We start from the raw sequence: 19,130 nt of genomic DNA on the forward strand, positions 1-19,130 counted from the left end.
ATACAATCAAACATTTTTAATTTAAGGATCTTTTTGCAGTTACATCAAGCTAGCGAGCTTAGTATTCTTGTCGTTTTGGCATTTATCGTCTTTGCTTCGCCTTATATTTCTAAAATTTTACGCATTCCTGTCGCTCCTGCTGAGATAATACTTGGAGCACTGGCTAGCTACATTGGACTTGTCGGCGAAAATGAGATGTTTAAGCTAATTAGCGAAGTTGGCTTTTTCTTTTTGATGTTTCTAGCTGGCATGGAGATCGACCTTAGAATGCTTATAAATATTGACCGCAAAATTTTACGCCTGGGGCTTATCTATCTTGCGCTCATCTACTCGCTAGCAACTGCACTTACATTTAGTTTTGATCTTAGTTTGCTCTATATTATCATTATCCCGATAATGGCCGTTGGCATGATATTTACGCTATTTAAAGAGTATGGTAGAGATGTAAAATGGCTAAATTTAAGCATGCTTATTGCAACTATTGGTGAGCTTATAAGCATTACGCTTTTGACATTTATAGCAGCCTATTTGCAGTTTGGAGCTAGTATAAATTTATGGCTAACGATTGGCTATTTGATTTTATTTTTAGCTATCAGCGTGCTTAGCTTTAAAATTTTAGATGTGCTTTTTTGGTGGTATCCGGGGCTTAAAGTGATCCTTATGCCGCACTACGATAAGGACGAAAAAGACATTAGACTAAGCATTGCGGTGTTTTTTTCGATGATTGCACTTATGCTTTATTTGAATTTAGAAGTTGCCTTTGGTGCGTTTATCGCGGGTATGTTTATAGCAACATTTTTTGATCATAAAAAGGACTTACCGCACAAGCTTTCAAGCTTTGGATTTGGTTTTTTGGTACCGATATTTTTTATACACATAGGCTCAACCTTTAAGCTCTCAAGCCTAAGCTCAAATGAAGTGATAAAAGATGCTATTTTTATATTTTGTGCGATGCTTGCCACAAGGCTTTTCTCAAGTGTGTTATTTGTAGGAAAATTAGGATTTAAGGGGATATTTTTGTTTTCTCTCTCACAGTCCATGCCACTAACGCTTCTAGTAGCAGTTGCTACTATCGCACACAGATCAGGTGAGATAAGTGATTATTCTTACTCATCTTTTATCCTAGCAAGCCTAGCTCAAGCTATAATAGGGACAATAATTATAAAATTTCTAATGCAATCAAGAAGTAAGGAGTAAAAATGTCATCAAATACAGCTACGCTAACTGATAACAGAACTGGCAAGAGTTACGAGTTTCCTATACTAAAAGGCACTATGGGACCTGATGTGATAGACATCTCGACATTTTTTAGTGATACTGGAATGTTTACTTTTGATAGAGGTTATACTTCAACTGCGATGTGTCGCTCGGCGATAACTTATATAGACGGCTTAAAAGGCGAACTAATGTATAGAGGTTACGATATCGCGTATTTGGCTGAAAATAAGACATTTTTAGACGTGGCATATTTACTCTTAAACAAAGAGCTTCCAACAAATGATCAGTATATAAATTTTAAAACCGAGCTTAAAAAAAGAAGCTTTATACATGAGGGCATGATGAAGCTATTTGACGCATTCCCAGATAAAGCTCACCCTATGGCAATCTTGCAGGCAGCAGTATCAGCCCTAAGTGCCTTTTACTCAGATCATCTGAATATGGATAAACCTGAAGAGTATCACGAGATGGCTATGCGTATAATCGCTAAAATTCCAACAATAGCGGCCTTTAGCTACCGCTACTCACGCGGTCTTCCTATTATATATCCAAATTTAGATCGTGGCTTTACTGAAAATTTCCTCTACATGATGAGGGGCTATCCATACGAGCACGTCGATCTTAAACCAATCGAGATAAAAGCACTTGACACGGTCTTTATGCTGCACGCAGATCACGAGCAAAACGCTTCAACAACGACTGTTAGAACCGTTGGCTCAACGCACGCTCACCCATACGCATGTATAAGTGCGGGCATCGGCGCACTTTGGGGCTGGGCTCACGGCGGGGCAAACGAGGGTGTCATCCGTCAGCTTGAAGAGATTGGCTCGGTCGCAAACGTCGATAAATACATCGCTAGAGCAAAGGATAAAAACGATCCATTTAGGTTAATGGGCTTTGGCCACAGGGTCTATAAAAATTTTGACCCTCGTGCAAAAGTGCTTAAGAAGATGAGAGATCAGCTTATGGATGAGATAGGCATCAACTCAGAGCTTATTAAAATCGCAAACCGCATCGAAGAGATCGCGCTAAATGATGACTATTTTGTGAGTAGAAATTTATATCCAAACGTTGATTTTCACTCAGGGCTCATCCTAAAGGCGCTTGGCATACCAAATAATATGTTTGCCGTAATCTTCGTCATCGGCAGGACTCCAGGCTGGATCAGCCAGTGGATCGAGCTAAAAGAGCAAGATACGATAAAGATCGTCCGCCCAAGACAGCTTTATGTTGGAGAGACAAACAGAACACCAAAATGAGTGAGCTTCTAAATTTAGCTAAAAAAGCAGCCGTTAATGCTGGAGCGCAAATAATGAGATTTTACTCTGCAGATAATACGGCTCTTAAAGTCTGCCTAAAAGATGACAGCTCGCCACTAACTAGCGCTGATCTAGCTGCAAATGAAGCGATAATAAAAATTCTAAGCAAAAGCGGGATAAAAATTTGCTCTGAAGAGAGTATCTTGCAAGAAAGAGACAAAGACGAGTTTTGGCTCGTAGATCCTCTTGATGGCACGAAAGAATTTCTAGCTAGAAATGGCGAATTTTGCGTTTGCATAGCGCTTATAAAAAAAGCTAGACCGGTGCTTGGCGTGATATTTATCCCAGTTAGTAAAGAGCTTTTTTACGCTGATGAAAATGGCGCTTTTAAAGAAATTTTAGATGACAATGGTGAAATCATAAAGAGAGTTGATTTAAATAAAAAAGATAAAAATTTAGACAATCTAATCTTTTCAAGCAGAAGAGGCGATGCCAAGGAGATAGAATTTATAGAACAGAGCTTAAATTTTGAGCAAAGGTGCATCGGCTCAGCCATAAAATTTTGCCGTTTGGTTGAATTTGGCGGAGCTTATTTGAGATTTGCCCCAAGCTACCTTTGGGACAATGCTGCAGGAGATGCACTAGTAAATTTTTGTGGTGGAAAAGTATTTGACGCTAATAGTAGCAAAGAGATGAGCTACGAGCTTGCTGATTTAAAAAGTCCATTTTTCATAGCTCTCTCAAAAAACACACTAAATCTAAAAGATAAAATTACACAACTATATAAACAAAGTAAAACTTAAACCTTAAATTTCTTCTAGTAGATAAAGCAGACTAGCTATTTTTGCTGTGCCTAGCACGTAACTCATTATATTTGCTGCGACCTTGTCTTTTTTAAGCACTTTGCCATTTATGTCAAATATATCTTCGTTGTTCTCTTTGATAAATTTTAAGGTTTTTGCTGCGACATCTTCTAAGCTATTTTTACCATCAAGTAACAAAAGTATGTAATAATCAATATTGTTAAGCTTCCTTGAGATGCTAAATTTATTAGCAAAAACAACATCGGCATTATTTTTATGATTTAAAAAATATCTGACATAATTTATTAAATTTTGACTAAGCTTTGAATAGCCAGGCCTATACTCGATATTTTTTTGCTCATCTTTTAAAATCATTGCATCAGACGAGTTTGTTAAAATTCTTACAAAAGCGCTATAAACCATAAGCTTATCTTCTGGCAAAATTTCTAAAATCTGAGAAAGGTTTATACTGGCTGGGTACATCTTATAAAAGACTTCGCAAAGCCATGATATATCTTGTGGCATAGCGCCATAACTATCTTGCCACTGGTTATCTTTCTTTATAAAATCTGCCACAACGTGAATTTTATTAATATCGCTTGGACCTATTTGTTTATTGGCTATACTCTCATAAGTTTTGCTATGGACTATTAGGCTTTGTCTAAAGACTTTGTTGCTAATCATATCCATGAATTGCTCTAGATCGATCCTGTCTTTAAATTTATTATTTTTGTATTCATCTACTACGGCTGTGCCAACATCTGGGGTAAAAATATCATCAAGCGTATACTCACAAAGATAAGTAAGATCATTTTTGGCAAGCATGGCATTAAAATCTTTAAAATAAAACGGATCATTTGTGTATTCTAAAAACTCATGAGCTATGTAAAAGTCATCTTTTGAGAGTACATGTTCTGTTATGAAAAGAAGCATCTTAAGGGGTATTTTCCCCTCATAAATTTCTTCATTTCTTGTTAGCAAATATTCTTTATAGACTAAAAGTGCTTCTTTGGCTGCTTTTAACCTCTCTTGCATGCTCTCTTTATCTTTTGCGGCAAGTAGCATTATGTCTCTTACGATATCTTTTACTTTCCAGCCAGGATAAACATTATAAGAGATAAATGCCACGCCATTTGTACTTAAATTCTCTCTTACGACTTTTAATATAGCTTCTTTTACAAAGTCAGGTACCCAGCTAAAAACACCATGAGCAATTATATAGTCAAATTTCTCGTCGCTCTTAAACTCACAAATATCGCCATGGATAAGCTCTAAATTTGTAAGCCCCATCTCTTTAACAATCTCTTGCCCACGCCTTATCTGCTCTCCACTAAGGTCTATGCCAACTACTTTTGCGTTTTTATTATTTGCTGCAAATGGGATCAAATTTCCGCCAAAGCTACATCCTATCTCTAAAACTCTTGCATTTTTGCATGGCGGCGGATTTACCCCAAGAAGTGTAGCACAAGCTTCAAGCCTGTAAGGCGATGATTGTGCAAAAGCTATTGATTTATAAGTTAGTTCGTCATAAGACTTTTCAATTTTGCTATTTTGACTCATTTTAGCTCCTAGTAGTCTTTTTCTTTGAGTTTTTCTAGCATATTTTTAGCATCATTCTCAGGATCATCCACTATATATGCGTGCCTTACCTTGCCATCTTTTATGATGAGCGTTTGTCTAAAGTAAAATTTATGGCCATTTGATGCAGAAAAAACCGGAAGTTCAAGTGCTCTCTCAAGCATAAACTCACTATCATTTAAGAACATAACTCCAGCCGAAGTTTCTTCTTGAAATTTCTTTTGAGCTGCGATATCTTGGGAGCCAACAGCCACTACCATGAAACCAAGATCGTTAAAGTCTTTTAAAAATTTCTTGTAGTTTATCGCTTGTTTGGTGCAACCCTTCATGCCAGCTGTATTTTGCAGTTCCTCGCTTAAAAGCTCAAAGTCCTCGCCTATCTTTGGGTAGATAAAAATAACGCAGTCGTGCGTCCTTGCAAACGCAGAAAAATCAAATTCCTTACCGTCTAGGGTATTTAAATATATACTTGTAGGCACTTTTATCATACTTCATCCTTTAAAATTTTTTACTATTATAACTCTATAAGCTTTGTCTTAAGCTTTTTTAGAATTTAAAAGATAAACTATAAAAAGGACAAAAAAGCTAATTATTAACATCAAAAGTGCATAGACATGAGCCTTGGTGTAATCAAGCATTTCAACCGCTTCAAATATCGCAATACTTGCAACCTTGCTCTCTCCAGCTACGCTACCACCTATCATTAAAACAACACCAAACTCACCCATGGTGTGAGCAAAGCTAACGACAGTAGCTGTTAATAAATTTGATCTGATACTTGGCAAAATCACCCTAAAAATAGTTGTGAGTTTGTTTTTACCAAGACTATAACTCGCTTCAAAAAGGCTCTTTTTTAGGCTATTTAGTCCAGCGTAAATCGGTCCAAACATAAATGGCAATGAATAGATGCAACTTGCCACAACAAGACCTGTGAAATTAAAAACCAACCTAACCCCAAAAATTTCTTCGATAAATTTACCAAAAGTGGAATAAGGTGAAAGAAAAATGAGCAGATAAAAGCCAAGAACACTTGGCGGCAAAACCAAAGGTAGTGAGATTACCGACTCTAAAAATGATTTGCCAAAGAATTTTTTCTGCGACATAAAATAAGCAAGCGCAATGCAGGCAAAAAACAAAATAAAAGTAGTTATAAAAGATAGTTTTAACGAGAGCCAAAACGGCTCGTAATCGATATTTTTAAGCTCGTCTATCATGCTTTTTCCAAATTTACGCTAAATGCTTTTGTGCTAACTACCACCATATCGCCAGCTTTTAGATTTATTGCTTCGTTGCTACTTAGCACAACTTCACAAATTTGACGGTTTATTAGTACGTTTGCTACGAAGATCGCATCGCATTTTTTTATCTCTAAAATTTTGGCATTGAAGGCGATTTTTTGAGATCCGGCAGTCTTTAAAAATATCTCACTAGCTGTGCCAGATCTTGAAATTTTGCCATTTTCAAGAACAAATACTTTATTGCAAAGCTTGTAAATTTCTGCGATATCATGGCTTACTAAGACAATGCTCATTTTAAATTCGTCGTGAAGTGCCAATAGATAATCTTGCAATTTTTCACGCATAGCATTATCAAGTGCGCTTAGTGGCTCATCAAGCAGTAAAATTTCAGGCCTTCGCATGACGGCACGTGCAAGTGCTACGCGTTGTTTTTGACCACCAGAAAGAGCGCTGATCTTTGCATTTTTGAGACTTGTTAGACCGCAGATATCAAGGAGTTTATTTGCTAGGCTTACGTCATCTTTTGCAAAGAGCAAATTTTTAAAGACATTCATATTTTCAAACAATGCATAATCTTGAAATAAAAAGCCGATATTTCGCTTTTGTGGAGCTAAATTTATCTTATCGTCAAAGAAAATTTTATCCCCAACTTTTATAAAACCGCTTTGTGGTGTTTCAAAACCGGCAATCAATCTTAAAATAGTGGTCTTTCCGCCGCCACTTGCTCCATAAAGTGCGACAAAATCGCCATTTTCAAAGCTAAGGTCTGCCTCAAGCATAAATTTACCATCGCCGCCATTTAGCTCTTTTTTACAAGAAATTTCTATCATTTTTGAGTACTTATATGAATACTAGTAGATTTTATATAGGCAAAAACACTATCATTTTTGCTCAAATTTAATGCTTTTAAAGCGTGATTTGAAATGATGGCTTCGAAGTTAATTTGATCGCACTTTAGACCAACAACGCTTAAAACTTCACCAAAATTTATAGCCTCTACTACGCATCTTAATTCATTCTCAAACGAGCTAGTGTCAAGTTTATTATTTGCCAAGACGACATCCGAGCTTTTAAAGCCTAAGCCAATCTCGTCATCTAAGGCGAATTTGCTAGCCTCATTCAAGACTAGCATAAATAAATTTGCCTCTAAATTTAGACCCTTTAGCTCAAATAAGCTAACGTCATCTTTAGTTAAAATCCCAACGATCTTTGCTCTTATCATTTAGCTGGAACGTTGTAACCAAATTTCTTGAAAATTTCTCTTGATTTATCACCTAAGATAAACTCATAAAATGCTTTTGCATCATCATTTTTTCCAGCATGTTTTAGAAGAACTATGCCTTGATCGATCGGAGTGTATAGCTCTTGTGGAACAAAGATGTAATTAACGCCCTCTTTGTATTTTGCCATTTTCTCATCAAAAAGTGCACTAGCAGCGATAAAGCCTACATCAGAAGCACTTAATGCTTGAGATAGAGTCTCAGAAATTTTTTGAGCATAAACGATATTTTTTTCTACTTCATCATAAAGCTTTGCGTTTTTAAGGGCCTCTATACTAGCTTTGCCGTATGGTGCAGTTTGTGGATTTGCGATAGAGATCGCTTTTAAGCCACGAACAACTTCAATACCTTTTTTGAAATCAACATTTCTAATAGAAAAGATAGCAACAGCGCCTTGTGCATAAACTTTTGGAGCAGCTACTGCAAATCCTGTGTCATAAGCTTTTTGTGCAAAGCCCATATCAGCAGCCATAAAGATATCAGCTGGAGCTGAATTTTGTATCTGAGTAACAAGACCACCGCTTGCGCCAAGAGTTAGGTTGATCTTAGCATCTGGGTGAAGCTTATTAAACTCTTTTATAAGCTCTGGAAATGCGTATGTTGTGTTTGCTGCAGCATATACATTTACTTCAGCACCAAATGCGTTTATGGCAAGCAAAGCTGCCACACATAAAAATTTAAAAACTTTTCTCATTTATACTCCTATAATGATTTGAGATGATTTTACTATTGCTAAAAGTGTATCGCCAACGCCTATTTTCATCTGGATAGCACTGTCTTTTGTGATGATAGCAGTTAAAGTCTGTTCATCACTTAGTTTTAAAGTGATTTCGGCATTTACAGCACCTATCTTTGCTTCGATCACTTCGCCTTTTAATTGATTTTTTGTGCTTATTTTTATATCTAGATCCTTAGCCAAAATGACAGCTGGAGCTTTAAAAATATAAATAACTTTTTGTCCAACTTTTAGTCCTAAATTTTTCTCACTCTCGACTGTAATGTTTGACTCAAGCGTACAGCCATTACTTAGTTTTGCAATTATTTGAGAATTTACCGCACCGCGGTTTATGCCAATAATCTCGCAAGAGAGCTGATTTCTGGCACTTAAGTTCATATTCATTCTTTGAAGATTTACAATATCTACATCCTCAAAATCTACTTTCTGACAAATTTTTTGCAAAAAATCCTTTTGAGTCTCAAGAATGGCATCATAAATTTTTATCAGTTTATTGGCATACTCGCTTAGCTCGGAGCCACTATTTTTTTTATTTCCATCAGCTCTAATAATAAGCGGCTTGCTACTTTTATTATTTATCGTATCAAGGCAGTCCCAAGCATTTTTGTATGATATGCCAACCAATTCTGCTGCTTTTGTGATACTTTTTGTCTCTTTTATGGCCTTTAATAATGTAATATGTTTAGCTAAAACCTGTGTATCTTCGCCTAAAAATAGTTCTAAATTTATATCTGCTTTCAAAATTTTTACCTTTACTATATTAGAGAATAATTTGTGAAGTATATCTAATTATATTAATCCTTAAGCTTAAAGATTTAAGTCGATTTATAAATTTCTCTTAATTTCTTGTAAAGTTTTTAAAAGATAAAATCAAGCTACATTTTATAAATAAAAATAAGGCTTAGTATGAAATTTTTGCTTTCTATCTTTTTTAGTTTGCTTTTAGCCTGTGCTAATACGGACATAAATACGAATAGCGAAAGCGATGAATTTGATGTTGAATTTGAAGCAAGAAAAGATGTTTTTGACCCGCTTAGTGGCTACAATAGAATGATGACACATGCAAATGACTTTATCTATGTAAATATGCTAACTCCGGTGGCAAAAGGCTATGCATACGTTGTGCCAAAAACAGCTAGAACAATGGTTTCAAATTTCTTTGACAACCTTCTTTTCCCAGTTCGCTTTGTAAATAACTTACTTCAGTTTAAATTTCAAAATGCTGGCGAAGAGACATTGAGATTTTTAGCAAATACGATAATAGGCTTTGGCGGACTAACAGACGGAGCAAAATACTACAATCTCAAAGCTCACGATGAAGATTTTGGACAAACGCTTGGATATTGGGGGCTTGGCGGTGGTTTTCATATCGTTTGGCCACTTATTGGACCATCAAATTTAAGAGATACTGGTGGCATGGTCGGAGATTATTTTGCTGATCCTATTAGCTACATTGATCCTATACTTTTATCAACTGGTATCAAGTCATATAGAGCGTTTAATAGCTTTTCACAAGATCCAACTGCTTATGAAAAACTAAGAAAAGATGCTATTGATCTTTATCCATTTTTACGCGATGCTTACGAGCAAAGACGCGACAAGCTTATCAAGGAGTAAATATGAAAATTTTAAAAATTCTAACTATGATTCTACTTTTTACAACTAGCCTTTTTGCTATTTCAAAAGAGCAGATCAAGCCTGAAGTAGAGATGAAAACAACAAAGGTTATTGAAATTTTAAAAGATACAAATTTAGACAATAATGCAAAGACAAAAGAAATTTTTGCTCTTCTTGATCCATTTTTTGACTATAAACAAATGGCAAAGATAAGCCTTGGCAAACGCTACAACAGCTTAAGTAGCGACGAGCAAGCTAAATTTGACGCAGCATTTGAGCAAAAACTAAAAAGCTCATACATAGATAAACTTTTAGGCTACAAAGACCAACAGATCCACATCACTGGAGAAAGTGAGCCTCAGAAAAATAGATACTGGCTCACATCTGAGCTTATAAATGATGGCAAGAGCTACGAATTTGTCTATAAATTTTATGACGCTAAAGAGCGTGGTTGGCTCATTTACGATCTTGATATCGTTGGTGTAAGCATCATTCAAACTTATAGAAGTCAGTTTGGCGATGTGCTAAATAACGCTGATTTCAATACTCTTTTACAAAAGCTAAACGAAGCTGTTTTGCCTGATCAAAATAAAACTAACCCTTAATGCGACAAATTTTTAAATTTATCATTGCTAAAAACAAGCTTATTATTGCTCTAATTTTAGCTTTAAGCGTAGTTTTTGGCTATCTTAGTACCAAGCTTAGTGTTGATGCATCAGCTGAAACGCTACTGCTTGAGCATGATCCTGACTTAAAAGCTTATAGAGAGATAGCCAAACGCTACGACTCACCTGGATTTTTAGTGGTTGCTTTTACTCCAAAAGATGATCTTTTTTCACCTAAAAATTTAGAACTTATCAAAAATTTAGGTGATGAACTAGCTAAAAACGATATGGTAAATAGCGTCATCTCTATAATAAATATTCCGCTTTTAAATAGTGTAAAAGGCGGGATTACTGGTATCTTAGATCATACCCCAACGCTGCAAGATAAAGATATAAATATTTCAAAAGCAAAGCTCGAGTTTGCCAAAAGCCCGATTTACAGCGGAAATTTGATAAGCAAAGATCTAAAAACCACAGCTATTGCTCTAAATTTAAAGCAAGATGAGAAATTTAATGAGCTTGTAAATGAAAGAAATTTACTTAGCCAAAAAGAGTCAAACGGTACTATCACACAAGCTGAGCGACTTAAACTAGAGGCTCTTGCCTATGAGTTTAAAGCCTACCGAGACGAGCTTAGAAAGAGCGATCACGAAAACCTTGAGGCCATAAAAGCAACCATAGCTAAATTTAACGCAAATGACGAGCTATTCTTAGGCGGTGCAAATATGATTGCTGATGATATGATAGGCTTTATAAAGAGCGATCTTTTGGTCTATGGCTTAAGCGTACTTGCTCTTCTTAGCTTTAGTTTGTGGCTATTTTTCAGGCAGGTTAGATGGATAGTTTTACCGATGTTTATATGTGCCGTAAGTGCTATTTTTACGACCGGAGTTTTTGGTATATTTGACTGGGAAGTGACGGTCATTAGCTCAAACTACATCGCACTTCAGCTCATCATTACTATTTCAACAGTCATCCATCTAGTCGTTAGCTATAGAGAATTTTTCGCAAAGCATCCAAAATATAGCCAAAATCAGCTAATTTATCTAACGCTTCGTGATAAATTCTCTCCATCTTTTTGGGCGATATTTACCACGGTTATTGGCTTTAGCTCGCTTATGAGTGCTAACATAAAGCCAGTTATCATGCTTGGCGTTATGATGAGTACTGGCATTAGCGTTTCGCTTGTGCTTGCGTTTTTGCTATTTGGCGCGATAAATGTAAATTTAGAAAAATTAGCTCCCATTAGAACCTTTGAAAATAGCTTTAAATTTACAAAATACTGCGCAAATTTAGCCTTAAACTCAAGAAAGATCATCTACGTAGTTTGTGTGCTAGTTGTCTGTTTTGGCATTTATGGTATCAGTAAGATAAAGGTTGAAAATAGCTTCATTGGCTATTTTAAAGAAAGCACAGAAATTCGCCAAGGAATGCAAGTCATTGATACTAAGCTTGGTGGCACGATACCAGTTGATGTGATAGTGAAATTTAAAGAACAAAAACAAGATAAAAATGCTGAGCAAGATGAGTTTGAAAATGAGTTTGAAAGCAACGCTAAGGATGCAAAATACTGGTTTAATAGCTATCACACAAGGGTTGCTGAGAAGATTCACGATTATCTAAAAGAGCAAAAATTTGTCGGACATGTAAGCTCACTAGCAACCCTTATAAAAGCCATAAAAGAGCTAAATAACGGCGCGAGTGATGATTTTTTATTAGCTGCGATGTATGAGAAATTACCACAAAATTATAAAAATATCTTATTAAGCCCTTATGTAAGCGTTGAAAATGATGAACTTAGATTTAGTATAAGGATCGTCGATAGTGACTCTGAGCTTAGACGAAATTTATTTCTAAAAGAGCTTAGAGAAGGGCTTTTAGAGCTTACTAAAAATGACAATGTAAGCATAGAAGTTGCCGGCATGATGGTGCTTTATAACAATATGCTTCAAAATTTACTTAGCTCGCAAGTTGATACTTTTGGGCTAACTGTCGCTATACTTTTTGTCATATTTTGCTTTATTTTTAGAAGCATAAAGCTAGCAACCATTGCGATAGTTTCAAATTTAATCCCACTTTGCACACTCTTTGGCGTGATGGGATTTTTTGGCATTCCGCTTGATGTGATGAGTATAACGATCGCAGCCATTAGTATTGGTATCGGTGTTGATGATATCATTCACTACATACACCGCTTTAAAGAAGAAATGCTTACAAAAAGTGTTTTTGAGAGTATTAAAGCTGCTCATGCAAGCATCGGATATGCGATGTATTACACATCGTTCACCATTTTTCTTGGCTTTAGTGTGATGATAACTAGCAATTTTATTCCAACTATATATTTTGGCTTACTAACCGATCTTGTTATGGTTTTTATGCTTCTTGGCGCGCTAATCATCTTACCAAGCCTAATAGCAAGCTTTGTAAAAAAGAGCGATATTTAAACTAAATTTATTTGATAACTTTGATGAACGAGTAGACATCGGCCACGCCATCAATATGCTTAGCATACCAAATAGCATGTTTTTCTTGTTCAATGCTATCAACTACGCCGCTAAATACAACATCGCAGCCAACTATGCTAACACGCACATTTGTGCCCTCAACTATACTATCTTTAAAAAGATTTTGCTTTAAGTTTGCAAGAATTTTTAGACTATCGCATGGATACTCTGGCTTTTTGATACGAAGATAGGTATAAATTTTCCGCACTCCATCTGTGCTTTTGGCTAATTCTACTAGCTTATCTTCAAGCTCTTTACTATCAACGAGTCCGATAAGATAAGCATCTCCGTAAAAAACCTCTATCTCGATGTCGATATTACTAAGACCTTTTGAAAATAAAATTTTGCTTTGCAATTTGCTTTGTATAAATTTATCTCTTGTGATCGAGTAAATACCACGTTTATCACGCGAAATAGAGTACGCATCATATACATTTAGCGGCGCAGTTGCTGGAGAAAGAACCGAGGAACAAGAGCAAAAAAATAGAGCCAAAAATGCAAAAACGCTAAATTTTAAAATCAGAAATCCTTTTGTAATTTCAAAAAAGTTTATATAAAATGGGCTAAAATTTATCTAAATCTGCTAAAATAACGCGCACGGAGGATAAAGTAATCTGGTGATGCTCACGGGCTTCAAACCCGATGACTGGGCGGTTGACTGTCTGGTGGGGAGTTCGATTCTCTCATCCTCTCGCCACTCTCATTTTAGATTTTGCTTTTATCAAGCAAATTTATAATCCCAAACAAAATAAAACTTAATACAACCAAAACAAGGCTTAAAACTAGTGCTTCATCGCTTTTACCATCGTATACGGCATTATAAATAGCAAGCGAAATAGTGTCTGTTTTGCCTATGATATTGCCACCCAAAATTAGTGTTATGCCAACCTCGCCAAGTCCACGCGAGATCGCTAAAATAAAAGCTGATGCTACGCTTTTCGCAACGCATGGAAAGAGCACGAAAATAGCTGTTTGAAATTTATCTTTCCCAAGGCTGTATGCTGCTTCACTTAGGCTTTTTGAAAGTGAGCCAAGAGCAGAAGCGACAGGCTTTACAAATAGTGGTAAAGAGGCTATAAAAGCAGCTAGCACAAGAGCCTTAAAACTAAAAATAATTTCTAAATTTAAAGCCTTGCCGACGATACCATTTTTGCCAAGCAGATAAAGCAGTAAAAATCCAGTAGCAATGGGCGGAAAGATGAGCGGAAAAGTTACGATCACCTCTAAAATAGCTTTAAATTTAGCCTTACTAAAAGCTAAATAATAAGCCAGAGCCAGCCCAAAAACGATAAGCAAAGCCCCTTGGCACAAAACGACCTTTATGCTTAAAAATAGCGGATCAAAAAGCCAAGAGAGCTCTTGCAAGCTTAGCCTTATCTTATGCCAAATTTAGTGTAAATTTCTTTTGATCTCTCACTTTTTAGCTCATTTAAAAATTTCTCACAATCAGCCTTTTTGTCGCATCCTTCAAGCTTTGCCGCTACGATGTTTGCTGGAGCGTAAAGCGCTTTGTCTATCAAGATAAAACTACCAAATTCATCTTTGTGCGCATTTAGTTCGGTCTGATTAATAAATCCAGCATCAACTTCGCCGTTTAATACATAAGTAACGACTTGTGGCACGCCGGCAACCGCTAAAATTTTATCCTTTAGCTCGCCACTTAAATTTGCTTTTTGCATAAATTCATTCGCTCTTTTGCCATAAACCGTCTTTACAGCATCTGGCATAGCGATCTTAGAAAGCGCTTTTAGCTCTTCAACTTTTTCAATTTTCACACCTTTTTTGGTAGCCAGCACCAAAGCACCTGAGCCTAAATTTACATACTCGGCGATCTTTAGATCAGACTTTTTCAAAAAGTCCTCATCGCCCACGATCACGTCAGTTTTGCCCTCTTTTGCCTGAGCCATGATAGCTGTGATGTTTGCAAAAGAAGTGTCGATATTTACGCCATCTTTTTTGAGATTTTGCGCGACTGCCTCAACTATCTTTTTATATCCGCCGCCCGCACTTACTAGCAAATTTTCATTACCAAATGCAAAAATTGCAACCATTAAAAGTAAGAACTTTTTCATATTTTTCCTTTAAAAGTAAAATTTCAAGATTTTATAAAATATACTCTTATACATTCTTAAAATATATTTTTATAATTTTTACTTTTCTACCAAAATGCTATAATCACACCAAAAAAGGACAAATATGAACGAACTTGAGCTAAAGTTGCAAGGCAAGATAGATAGGCTAACAGACAAGACCTTTAGGCTAGATCCAAGGATCGGTGAGGGTTATTTCACGGCGAAATATTTTCTAAAAGTAAATGAGATAATTAAGCAAAATTTACCCGATCAGCATGTGACGATGCAGTTTTTCCAAAGGCGCGATGATATCGTGCTTTGCGGCATTGACGAGGTTTTAGCCGTCATTAATAAATTTGCCAAAGACCCAAGCGAGCTTGAAATTTATGCACTTAATGATGGCGATATAATAAATGCAAACGAGCCAGTTTTAAAGATAAGCGGCAAGTATGAAAATTTTGGCTTTTTAGAAAACGTGATCGACGCGACCCTTACTAGAAGAAGCTGCGTGGCGACAAATTCAAGAGACGTGATAAGAGCGGCAAATGGCAAGGACGTCTTTAGCATGGCAGACAGGCAAGATGACATCTGCACGCAACCAGGCGACGGCTATGCATCATTTGTAGGCGGCATCAAAAAGGTCGCTACAGATGCTCAGGGCGAGCTTACTGGGCTAAAAGGTGGTGGCACCATGCCTCATGCGCTTATTCAAATGTGCGGTGGAGATATAGTAAAAGCCTCAGAAATTTATGCTAAAACCTTTGAAAATGAGAAGATCACGGCATTGGTGGACTATAACAACGACGTGATCATAGATGCATTAAAGGCTGCAAATGCCTTAAAAGAGAGGCTTGGCGCGGTTAGAGTCGATACTAGTAAAAATTTGATTGATAAATATTTTGATGATAAGGATACTAGCGGGTTTGACCCACATGGCGTTTGCAAGGAGCTTATATTTGCTCTAAGAGAGGCGCTTGATAAAGCTGGCTTTAAATACGTTAAAATCGTCGTTAGCTCAGGCTTTAGTCCTAAGATTATAGAAGATTTTGAAGCTCATAACACGCCGGTTGATACTTATGGCGTTGGAAGTTATCTTGTTAAAAATGACATTTGTGGCTTTACTGGCGATCTAGTCGAGCTAAACGGCAAAAATGAGGCTAAATTTGGCAGGAAAAATTTCGCTTCAGATAAGCTAAAGAGAGTGAAATTTTAAGAGAAAAGATGAAATTTATAAAAATTTTAATATTTCTGTCACTTTTGCTGACTACTTGCACTGCCGCAAACTACGCTAATGCCTTTGAAAAGATTGGCATCTTTGAAGACGGAGTTTATCGTTTTAGCAAAAATGGACTTGGCGTCAAAAAAGACCTGCTTGTAAAGGTGATCTCTGTGCAAAACGCAGAAATTCCTCACAAAAAGATCATCTCGATGCTAAATATCCCTAAAAAATCTAAAATAAATAACTTTAAAACAAGCGATGCTGGCGCAATAGTGTGGCCATTTTACGAGTTTGAGGGCAAATTTTTAACGACAATAATCGTTGAAAATATAAAAAAAGAAGATAGCGATCAAAAGCTACTTAAGATGTTAGAGCTTAAACATCCGTTTTACTCAACGCTCCAAGCTCGAAGAAAAGGGGCTAAAGACGCCATAGACGTGAAATACGTGCTAAATTTCAAAGAGGCAAAGCTGGTAAAATCGTTTCAAAGTCGCCCTTAAAACTTTATTTTAAATAAATTTCATTAAAATGGCGTAATCAAAAAAGGATCATCTTTGCAAAATTTCAAGAATATAAACGTCGCTCACTCGCCTGATGCTGACGATATTTTCATGTATGCCGCGGTCAAATTTGGCTGGGTTAGCAGTAAAAATTTAGCCTTCACATCAAAGGCACTTGATATAGAAACACTAAACGAAGAGGCGCTAAAAGGTACTTATGAGGCCACAGCAATCAGCTTTGCACTCTATCCAAAAATTTGCGACGAGTATGCACTTTTACGCTGCGCCGTGAGCTTTGGCAATGGATATGGCCCAAAGCTTATCAAGCTAAAAGGCAAGCAGCTAAAGCGAAATTTCAAGGTCGCACTCTCTGGCAAAAACACGACAAATGCACTGCTCTTTCGCATAGCCTACCCAGAGGCAAGGATCGTTTATAAAAATTTCCTTGAGATCGAAAATGCTGTACTTAGCGGCGAAGTCGATGCTGGCGTGCTCATACATGAAAGTATCTTAAATTTCTCAGGCGAGCTCTGCGTAGAGCGTGAAATTTGGGACATCTGGAGCGAGCTAAACGGCGAAAATTTACCACTTCCACTTGGTGGCATGGCGCTTAGACGAAGCCTGCCCATAACCGACGCGATCGAGTGCGAGAGAGTGCTTAGCGAGGCTGTCAGGATCGCCACTTCGCACAAGCCATTTTTATCTCACATGCTAATGGAGCGAAACCTCATCAGAGTTGGCAAAGAGGATCTTAAAGCGTATCTAAATTTATACGCAAATGACGAGTCAATAAGCATGAACGAAACGCAGCTAAAAGCGCTAAATAAGCTCTATCAAATAGGCTATGACAAAGGCTTTTTTGAAAAGCCAATCGACGTAAACGACTACCTAATCCCAACTGAATACAACGAAGTAAGGTTTAGCTGATGCAAAGTACGCTTGTCTCGCTTGGAGTTGAAACCTTTAAGATCGCCCTTTACATCAGCCTTCCGATGCTGCTAAGCGGCCTAATCGCAGGTCTTATCATCTCCATTTTTCAAGCGACCACACAGATAAACGAAACCACGCTAAGCTTTGTGCCAAAAATTTTGCTAGTCGTCGTTGTTATCATATTTTTGATGCCTTGGATGATCTCGATGATGGTTGAATTTACCACTCGCATGTTTGAGTTTATACCGGAATTTATCCAGTGACGAGGCTTGTTGATTTTTCTAAATTTACCTCGGTTAGGATAGGCGGCGTGCATGAAGTTTTTGAGGTAACTAGCCTTGAAGATCTAAGCTCACCTTACTTTTTAGGCGCTGTGATGATAGGCGGAGGCAATAACCTTCTTATCTCGCCAAATCCCCCAAAAATGGCGATGTTCGGCAAAAGTTTTGACTATATAAATTTAGAAATTTGTGATGAAAAAATTTACCTTGAGATAGGTGCTGCGACAAAATCAGCTAAAATTTATAACTTCTGCAAACAAAATAACATCGCGAACCTTGAGTTTTTAAAAAATATCCCAGGCACGCTTGGCGGACTTATAAAAATGAACGCTGGGCTGCTTAAATTTAGCATAAGCGACAACCTCACGCATGTGCGTCTGGCTCGTGGCTGGGTGAGCAAGGATGAGATAAACTTTAGCTACCGCCACAGCGGCATAGATGAGGCCATTTTGGGGGCTAAATTTAAGCTTTCTAGTGGCTTTGACGTAAGCATTTCTGAAGCTATCAGCGCAAAAAGGGCAAATCAGCCAAAAGGAGCTAGCTTTGGTAGCTGCTTTGTAAATCCTGATGGTCACTTTGCAGGGGCATTGCTTGAGGCAGTTGGGCTAAAAGGATACGTGATAGGCGGAGCGAAATTTAGCGAGGAGCACGCAAATTTTTTGATAAATTTTAACCACGCAAGCTTTGAGGACGCCACTAGCCTTATAAATTTGGCAAAGGCTAGAGTTTTAGAGAAATTTGGAGTAGAGCTTAAGACTGAAGTTTGCATTTTATAAGGATGATGATGAGTGAGTTTTTGAGCGAAGTTTTTACCCTTTCATTTTTATTTATAGCTATTGGGTTTTACGCCATTTATAGGGCTAAAAAGGCGCAAAGCGAGCATGAGAAAAATATGGCTGATTACGATAAAAATCTGCTAAATTTTGCCAAAATTTTAGGTGTTCAAAATCACATCGATCTAGTTAAATTTGATGAAATTTTAGCCCAGGCCTTAAAAGAAAAACTAATTTTTAAATTTAATAAATTAACCTCACAAGAGGAATTTATATCTTTTATAAAAGATGAGAATTTCAAAACCAAACCCCAAATTTCACAAAATAATATCGATGAAGCCTTTCTTACACTTTGTGCTAGCTCGCTTGTAGAGCCGCTAAATTTTGCGATACTAAAAAACGAAGATCAAATTTATGGATTTTTGTTTGAAAAAGAGCATCTTTTTGCTCTTATTGATAGCGCTGCGCTGCTTGGCGAAAATATTATAATTTGCGAGTAAATCAAGTAAAATTCATC

The 19,130-nt window shown here is 36.9% G+C and carries 22 protein-coding genes and 1 tRNA gene; 13 read left to right on the forward strand and 10 right to left on the reverse strand.

The features are described from left to right. Window positions 1-33 precede the first annotated feature (33 nt). Genes B9N66_RS09140 through B9N66_RS09150 form a run of 3 tightly spaced genes read left to right on the forward strand, consistent with a single transcriptional unit; the run spans window position 34 to window position 3,280 of the window. Window positions 34-1,197 carry a cation:proton antiporter gene (locus tag B9N66_RS09140; protein WP_072595383.1) on the forward strand — a complete coding sequence of 388 codons (1,164 nt, stop codon included), beginning with the start codon at window positions 34-36 and terminating at the stop codon, window positions 1,195-1,197. A 2-nt stretch (window positions 1,198-1,199) separates the two neighbouring features. Further along, window positions 1,200-2,477, forward strand: coding sequence for a citrate synthase (locus B9N66_RS09145; protein ID WP_085658676.1), 1,278 nt, complete (start codon window positions 1,200-1,202; stop codon window positions 2,475-2,477). Next, window positions 2,474-3,280, forward strand: a complete 807-nt coding sequence (locus B9N66_RS09150) for a 3'(2'),5'-bisphosphate nucleotidase CysQ family protein (RefSeq protein ID WP_087580763.1) — start codon at window positions 2,474-2,476, stop codon at window positions 3,278-3,280. The genes B9N66_RS09145 and B9N66_RS09150 overlap by 4 nt, the downstream gene beginning before the upstream one ends. A 3-nt stretch (window positions 3,281-3,283) precedes the next feature. On the opposite strand, the gene B9N66_RS09155 is transcribed toward B9N66_RS09150, so the two are convergent. The 7 genes from B9N66_RS09155 to B9N66_RS09185 are packed head-to-tail and all read right to left on the reverse strand — an operon-like array spanning window position 3,284 to window position 8,853. Next, window positions 3,284-4,840 (reverse strand): class I SAM-dependent methyltransferase, encoded by a 1,557-nt coding sequence (locus B9N66_RS09155; protein WP_087580764.1) that lies wholly within the window; start codon window positions 4,838-4,840, stop codon window positions 3,284-3,286. 8 nt (window positions 4,841-4,848) lie between these two features. Further along, window positions 4,849-5,346: a redoxin family protein gene (locus B9N66_RS09160; RefSeq protein WP_087580765.1), complete on the reverse strand. Its 498-nt coding sequence runs from the start codon at window positions 5,344-5,346 to the stop codon at window positions 4,849-4,851. A 48-nt stretch (window positions 5,347-5,394) separates the two neighbouring features. Further along, window positions 5,395-6,072, reverse strand: coding sequence for a molybdate ABC transporter permease subunit (gene modB / locus B9N66_RS09165; RefSeq protein WP_087580766.1), 678 nt, complete (start codon window positions 6,070-6,072; stop codon window positions 5,395-5,397). After that, window positions 6,069-6,926 carry a sulfate/molybdate ABC transporter ATP-binding protein gene (locus B9N66_RS09170; RefSeq protein ID WP_087580767.1) on the reverse strand — a complete coding sequence of 286 codons (858 nt, stop codon included), beginning with the start codon at window positions 6,924-6,926 and terminating at the stop codon, window positions 6,069-6,071. Before B9N66_RS09170 ends, modB begins: the two co-directional genes overlap by 4 nt. Next, entirely contained in the window at window positions 6,923-7,318 is a 396-nt protein-coding gene (locus B9N66_RS09175) for a TOBE domain-containing protein (RefSeq protein ID WP_087580768.1), read from the reverse strand. The genes B9N66_RS09170 and B9N66_RS09175 overlap by 4 nt, the downstream gene beginning before the upstream one ends. Beyond that, window positions 7,315-8,070 (reverse strand): molybdate ABC transporter substrate-binding protein, encoded by a 756-nt coding sequence (gene modA / locus B9N66_RS09180; protein ID WP_087580769.1) that lies wholly within the window; start codon window positions 8,068-8,070, stop codon window positions 7,315-7,317. The genes B9N66_RS09175 and modA (B9N66_RS09180) overlap by 4 nt, the downstream gene beginning before the upstream one ends. After that, window positions 8,071-8,853, reverse strand: a complete 783-nt coding sequence (locus tag B9N66_RS09185) for a TOBE domain-containing protein (RefSeq protein WP_054197213.1) — start codon at window positions 8,851-8,853, stop codon at window positions 8,071-8,073. A gap of 165 nt (window positions 8,854-9,018) precedes the next feature. On the opposite strand from B9N66_RS09185, the gene B9N66_RS09190 reads away from it, so the two are divergent. From B9N66_RS09190 to B9N66_RS09200, 3 genes are read left to right on the forward strand one after another with little or no spacing between them, the layout of a single operon-like run. Continuing rightward, the gene (locus B9N66_RS09190; protein ID WP_087580770.1) at window positions 9,019-9,729 is read left to right on the forward strand and encodes an MlaA family lipoprotein; all 711 of its coding nucleotides are present in this window, start codon (window positions 9,019-9,021) and stop codon (window positions 9,727-9,729) included. A gap of 2 nt (window positions 9,730-9,731) precedes the next feature. Beyond that, a complete protein-coding gene (locus B9N66_RS09195) occupies window positions 9,732-10,334 on the forward strand; it encodes a Tgt2/MlaC family protein (protein ID WP_087580771.1) in 603 nt (200 codons plus the stop codon). After that, entirely contained in the window at window positions 10,334-12,778 is a 2,445-nt protein-coding gene (locus tag B9N66_RS09200; protein WP_087580772.1) for an efflux RND transporter permease subunit, read from the forward strand. The genes B9N66_RS09195 and B9N66_RS09200 overlap by 1 nt, the downstream gene beginning before the upstream one ends. A 7-nt stretch (window positions 12,779-12,785) precedes the next feature. Here the strand turns inward: B9N66_RS09200 and B9N66_RS09205 are convergent, their stop codons facing one another. Further along, complete coding sequence (locus B9N66_RS09205; protein WP_087580773.1) at window positions 12,786-13,361, reverse strand: BON domain-containing protein; 576 nt, start codon at window positions 13,359-13,361, stop codon at window positions 12,786-12,788. Window positions 13,362-13,437: 76 nt separating this feature from the next. Here B9N66_RS09205 and B9N66_RS09760 point away from each other — a divergent pair. Continuing rightward, a tRNA-Sec gene (locus B9N66_RS09760) sits at window positions 13,438-13,535 on the forward strand. 8 nt (window positions 13,536-13,543) lie between these two features. Here the strand turns inward: B9N66_RS09760 and B9N66_RS09210 are convergent. After that, window positions 13,544-14,203 carry a molybdate ABC transporter permease subunit gene (locus B9N66_RS09210; protein WP_087580774.1) on the reverse strand — a complete coding sequence of 220 codons (660 nt, stop codon included), beginning with the start codon at window positions 14,201-14,203 and terminating at the stop codon, window positions 13,544-13,546. 8 nt (window positions 14,204-14,211) lie between these two features. After that, window positions 14,212-14,910 (reverse strand): molybdate ABC transporter substrate-binding protein, encoded by a 699-nt coding sequence (gene modA / locus B9N66_RS09215; RefSeq protein ID WP_087580775.1) that lies wholly within the window; start codon window positions 14,908-14,910, stop codon window positions 14,212-14,214. 124 nt (window positions 14,911-15,034) lie between these two features. Here modA (B9N66_RS09215) and B9N66_RS09220 point away from each other — a divergent pair, with 124 nt between their 5' ends. From B9N66_RS09220 to B9N66_RS09245, 6 genes are all read left to right on the forward strand, one after another. Next, window positions 15,035-16,123, forward strand: a complete 1,089-nt coding sequence (locus tag B9N66_RS09220) for a nicotinate phosphoribosyltransferase (RefSeq protein ID WP_087580776.1) — start codon at window positions 15,035-15,037, stop codon at window positions 16,121-16,123. 8 nt (window positions 16,124-16,131) lie between these two features. Further along, complete coding sequence (locus tag B9N66_RS09225) at window positions 16,132-16,629, forward strand: chemotaxis protein (protein WP_087580777.1); 498 nt, start codon at window positions 16,132-16,134, stop codon at window positions 16,627-16,629. A 111-nt stretch (window positions 16,630-16,740) separates the two neighbouring features. Next, window positions 16,741-17,556, forward strand: coding sequence for a menaquinone biosynthesis family protein (locus B9N66_RS09230; protein ID WP_374057424.1), 816 nt, complete (start codon window positions 16,741-16,743; stop codon window positions 17,554-17,556). Further along, entirely contained in the window at window positions 17,553-17,822 is a 270-nt protein-coding gene (fliQ, locus tag B9N66_RS09235) for a flagellar biosynthesis protein FliQ (protein WP_223154533.1), read from the forward strand. Before B9N66_RS09230 ends, fliQ begins: the two co-directional genes overlap by 4 nt. Next, window positions 17,819-18,616 (forward strand): UDP-N-acetylmuramate dehydrogenase, encoded by a 798-nt coding sequence (locus B9N66_RS09240; RefSeq protein WP_087580779.1) that lies wholly within the window; start codon window positions 17,819-17,821, stop codon window positions 18,614-18,616. The genes fliQ and B9N66_RS09240 overlap by 4 nt, the downstream gene beginning before the upstream one ends. A gap of 8 nt (window positions 18,617-18,624) precedes the next feature. After that, the gene (locus tag B9N66_RS09245) at window positions 18,625-19,113 is read left to right on the forward strand and encodes an addiction module antitoxin (protein ID WP_087580780.1); all 489 of its coding nucleotides are present in this window, start codon (window positions 18,625-18,627) and stop codon (window positions 19,111-19,113) included. The last annotated feature ends 17 nt before the right edge of the window (window positions 19,114-19,130 follow it).

The organism is Campylobacter concisus, from assembly GCF_002165775.1.
Classification (GTDB): domain Bacteria; phylum Campylobacterota; class Campylobacteria; order Campylobacterales; family Campylobacteraceae; genus Campylobacter_A; species Campylobacter_A concisus_E.

Bases quoted from the DNA above. Each gene is read 5' to 3' on its own strand.
- B9N66_RS09160 (WP_087580765.1), bottom strand. From the start codon at position 5,346: ATGATAAAAGTGCCTACAAGTATATATTTAAATACCCTAGACGGTAAG.
- B9N66_RS09170 (WP_087580767.1), bottom strand. From the start codon at position 6,926: ATGATAGAAATTTCTTGTAAAAAAGAGCTAAATGGCGGCGATGGTAAA.
- B9N66_RS09175 (WP_087580768.1), bottom strand. From the start codon at position 7,318: ATGATAAGAGCAAAGATCGTTGGGATTTTAACTAAAGATGACGTTAGC.
- B9N66_RS09230 (WP_374057424.1), top strand. From the start codon at position 16,741: ATGTATGCCGCGGTCAAATTTGGCTGGGTTAGCAGTAAAAATTTAGCC.
- B9N66_RS09220 (WP_087580776.1), top strand. From the start codon at position 15,035: ATGAACGAACTTGAGCTAAAGTTGCAAGGCAAGATAGATAGGCTAACA.
- B9N66_RS09190 (WP_087580770.1), top strand. From the start codon at position 9,019: ATGAAATTTTTGCTTTCTATCTTTTTTAGTTTGCTTTTAGCCTGTGCT.
- modA (WP_087580769.1), bottom strand. From the start codon at position 8,070: ATGAGAAAAGTTTTTAAATTTTTATGTGTGGCAGCTTTGCTTGCCATA.
- B9N66_RS09225 (WP_087580777.1), top strand. From the start codon at position 16,132: ATGAAATTTATAAAAATTTTAATATTTCTGTCACTTTTGCTGACTACT.
- B9N66_RS09195 (WP_087580771.1), top strand. From the start codon at position 9,732: ATGAAAATTTTAAAAATTCTAACTATGATTCTACTTTTTACAACTAGC.
- modB (WP_087580766.1), bottom strand. From the start codon at position 6,072: ATGATAGACGAGCTTAAAAATATCGATTACGAGCCGTTTTGGCTCTCG.
- B9N66_RS09245 (WP_087580780.1), top strand. From the start codon at position 18,625: ATGAGTGAGTTTTTGAGCGAAGTTTTTACCCTTTCATTTTTATTTATA.
- B9N66_RS09155 (WP_087580764.1), bottom strand. From the start codon at position 4,840: ATGAGTCAAAATAGCAAAATTGAAAAGTCTTATGACGAACTAACTTAT.
- B9N66_RS09200 (WP_087580772.1), top strand. From the start codon at position 10,334: ATGCGACAAATTTTTAAATTTATCATTGCTAAAAACAAGCTTATTATT.
- modA (WP_087580775.1), bottom strand. From the start codon at position 14,910: ATGAAAAAGTTCTTACTTTTAATGGTTGCAATTTTTGCATTTGGTAAT.
- B9N66_RS09145 (WP_085658676.1), top strand. From the start codon at position 1,200: ATGTCATCAAATACAGCTACGCTAACTGATAACAGAACTGGCAAGAGT.
- B9N66_RS09150 (WP_087580763.1), top strand. From the start codon at position 2,474: ATGAGTGAGCTTCTAAATTTAGCTAAAAAAGCAGCCGTTAATGCTGGA.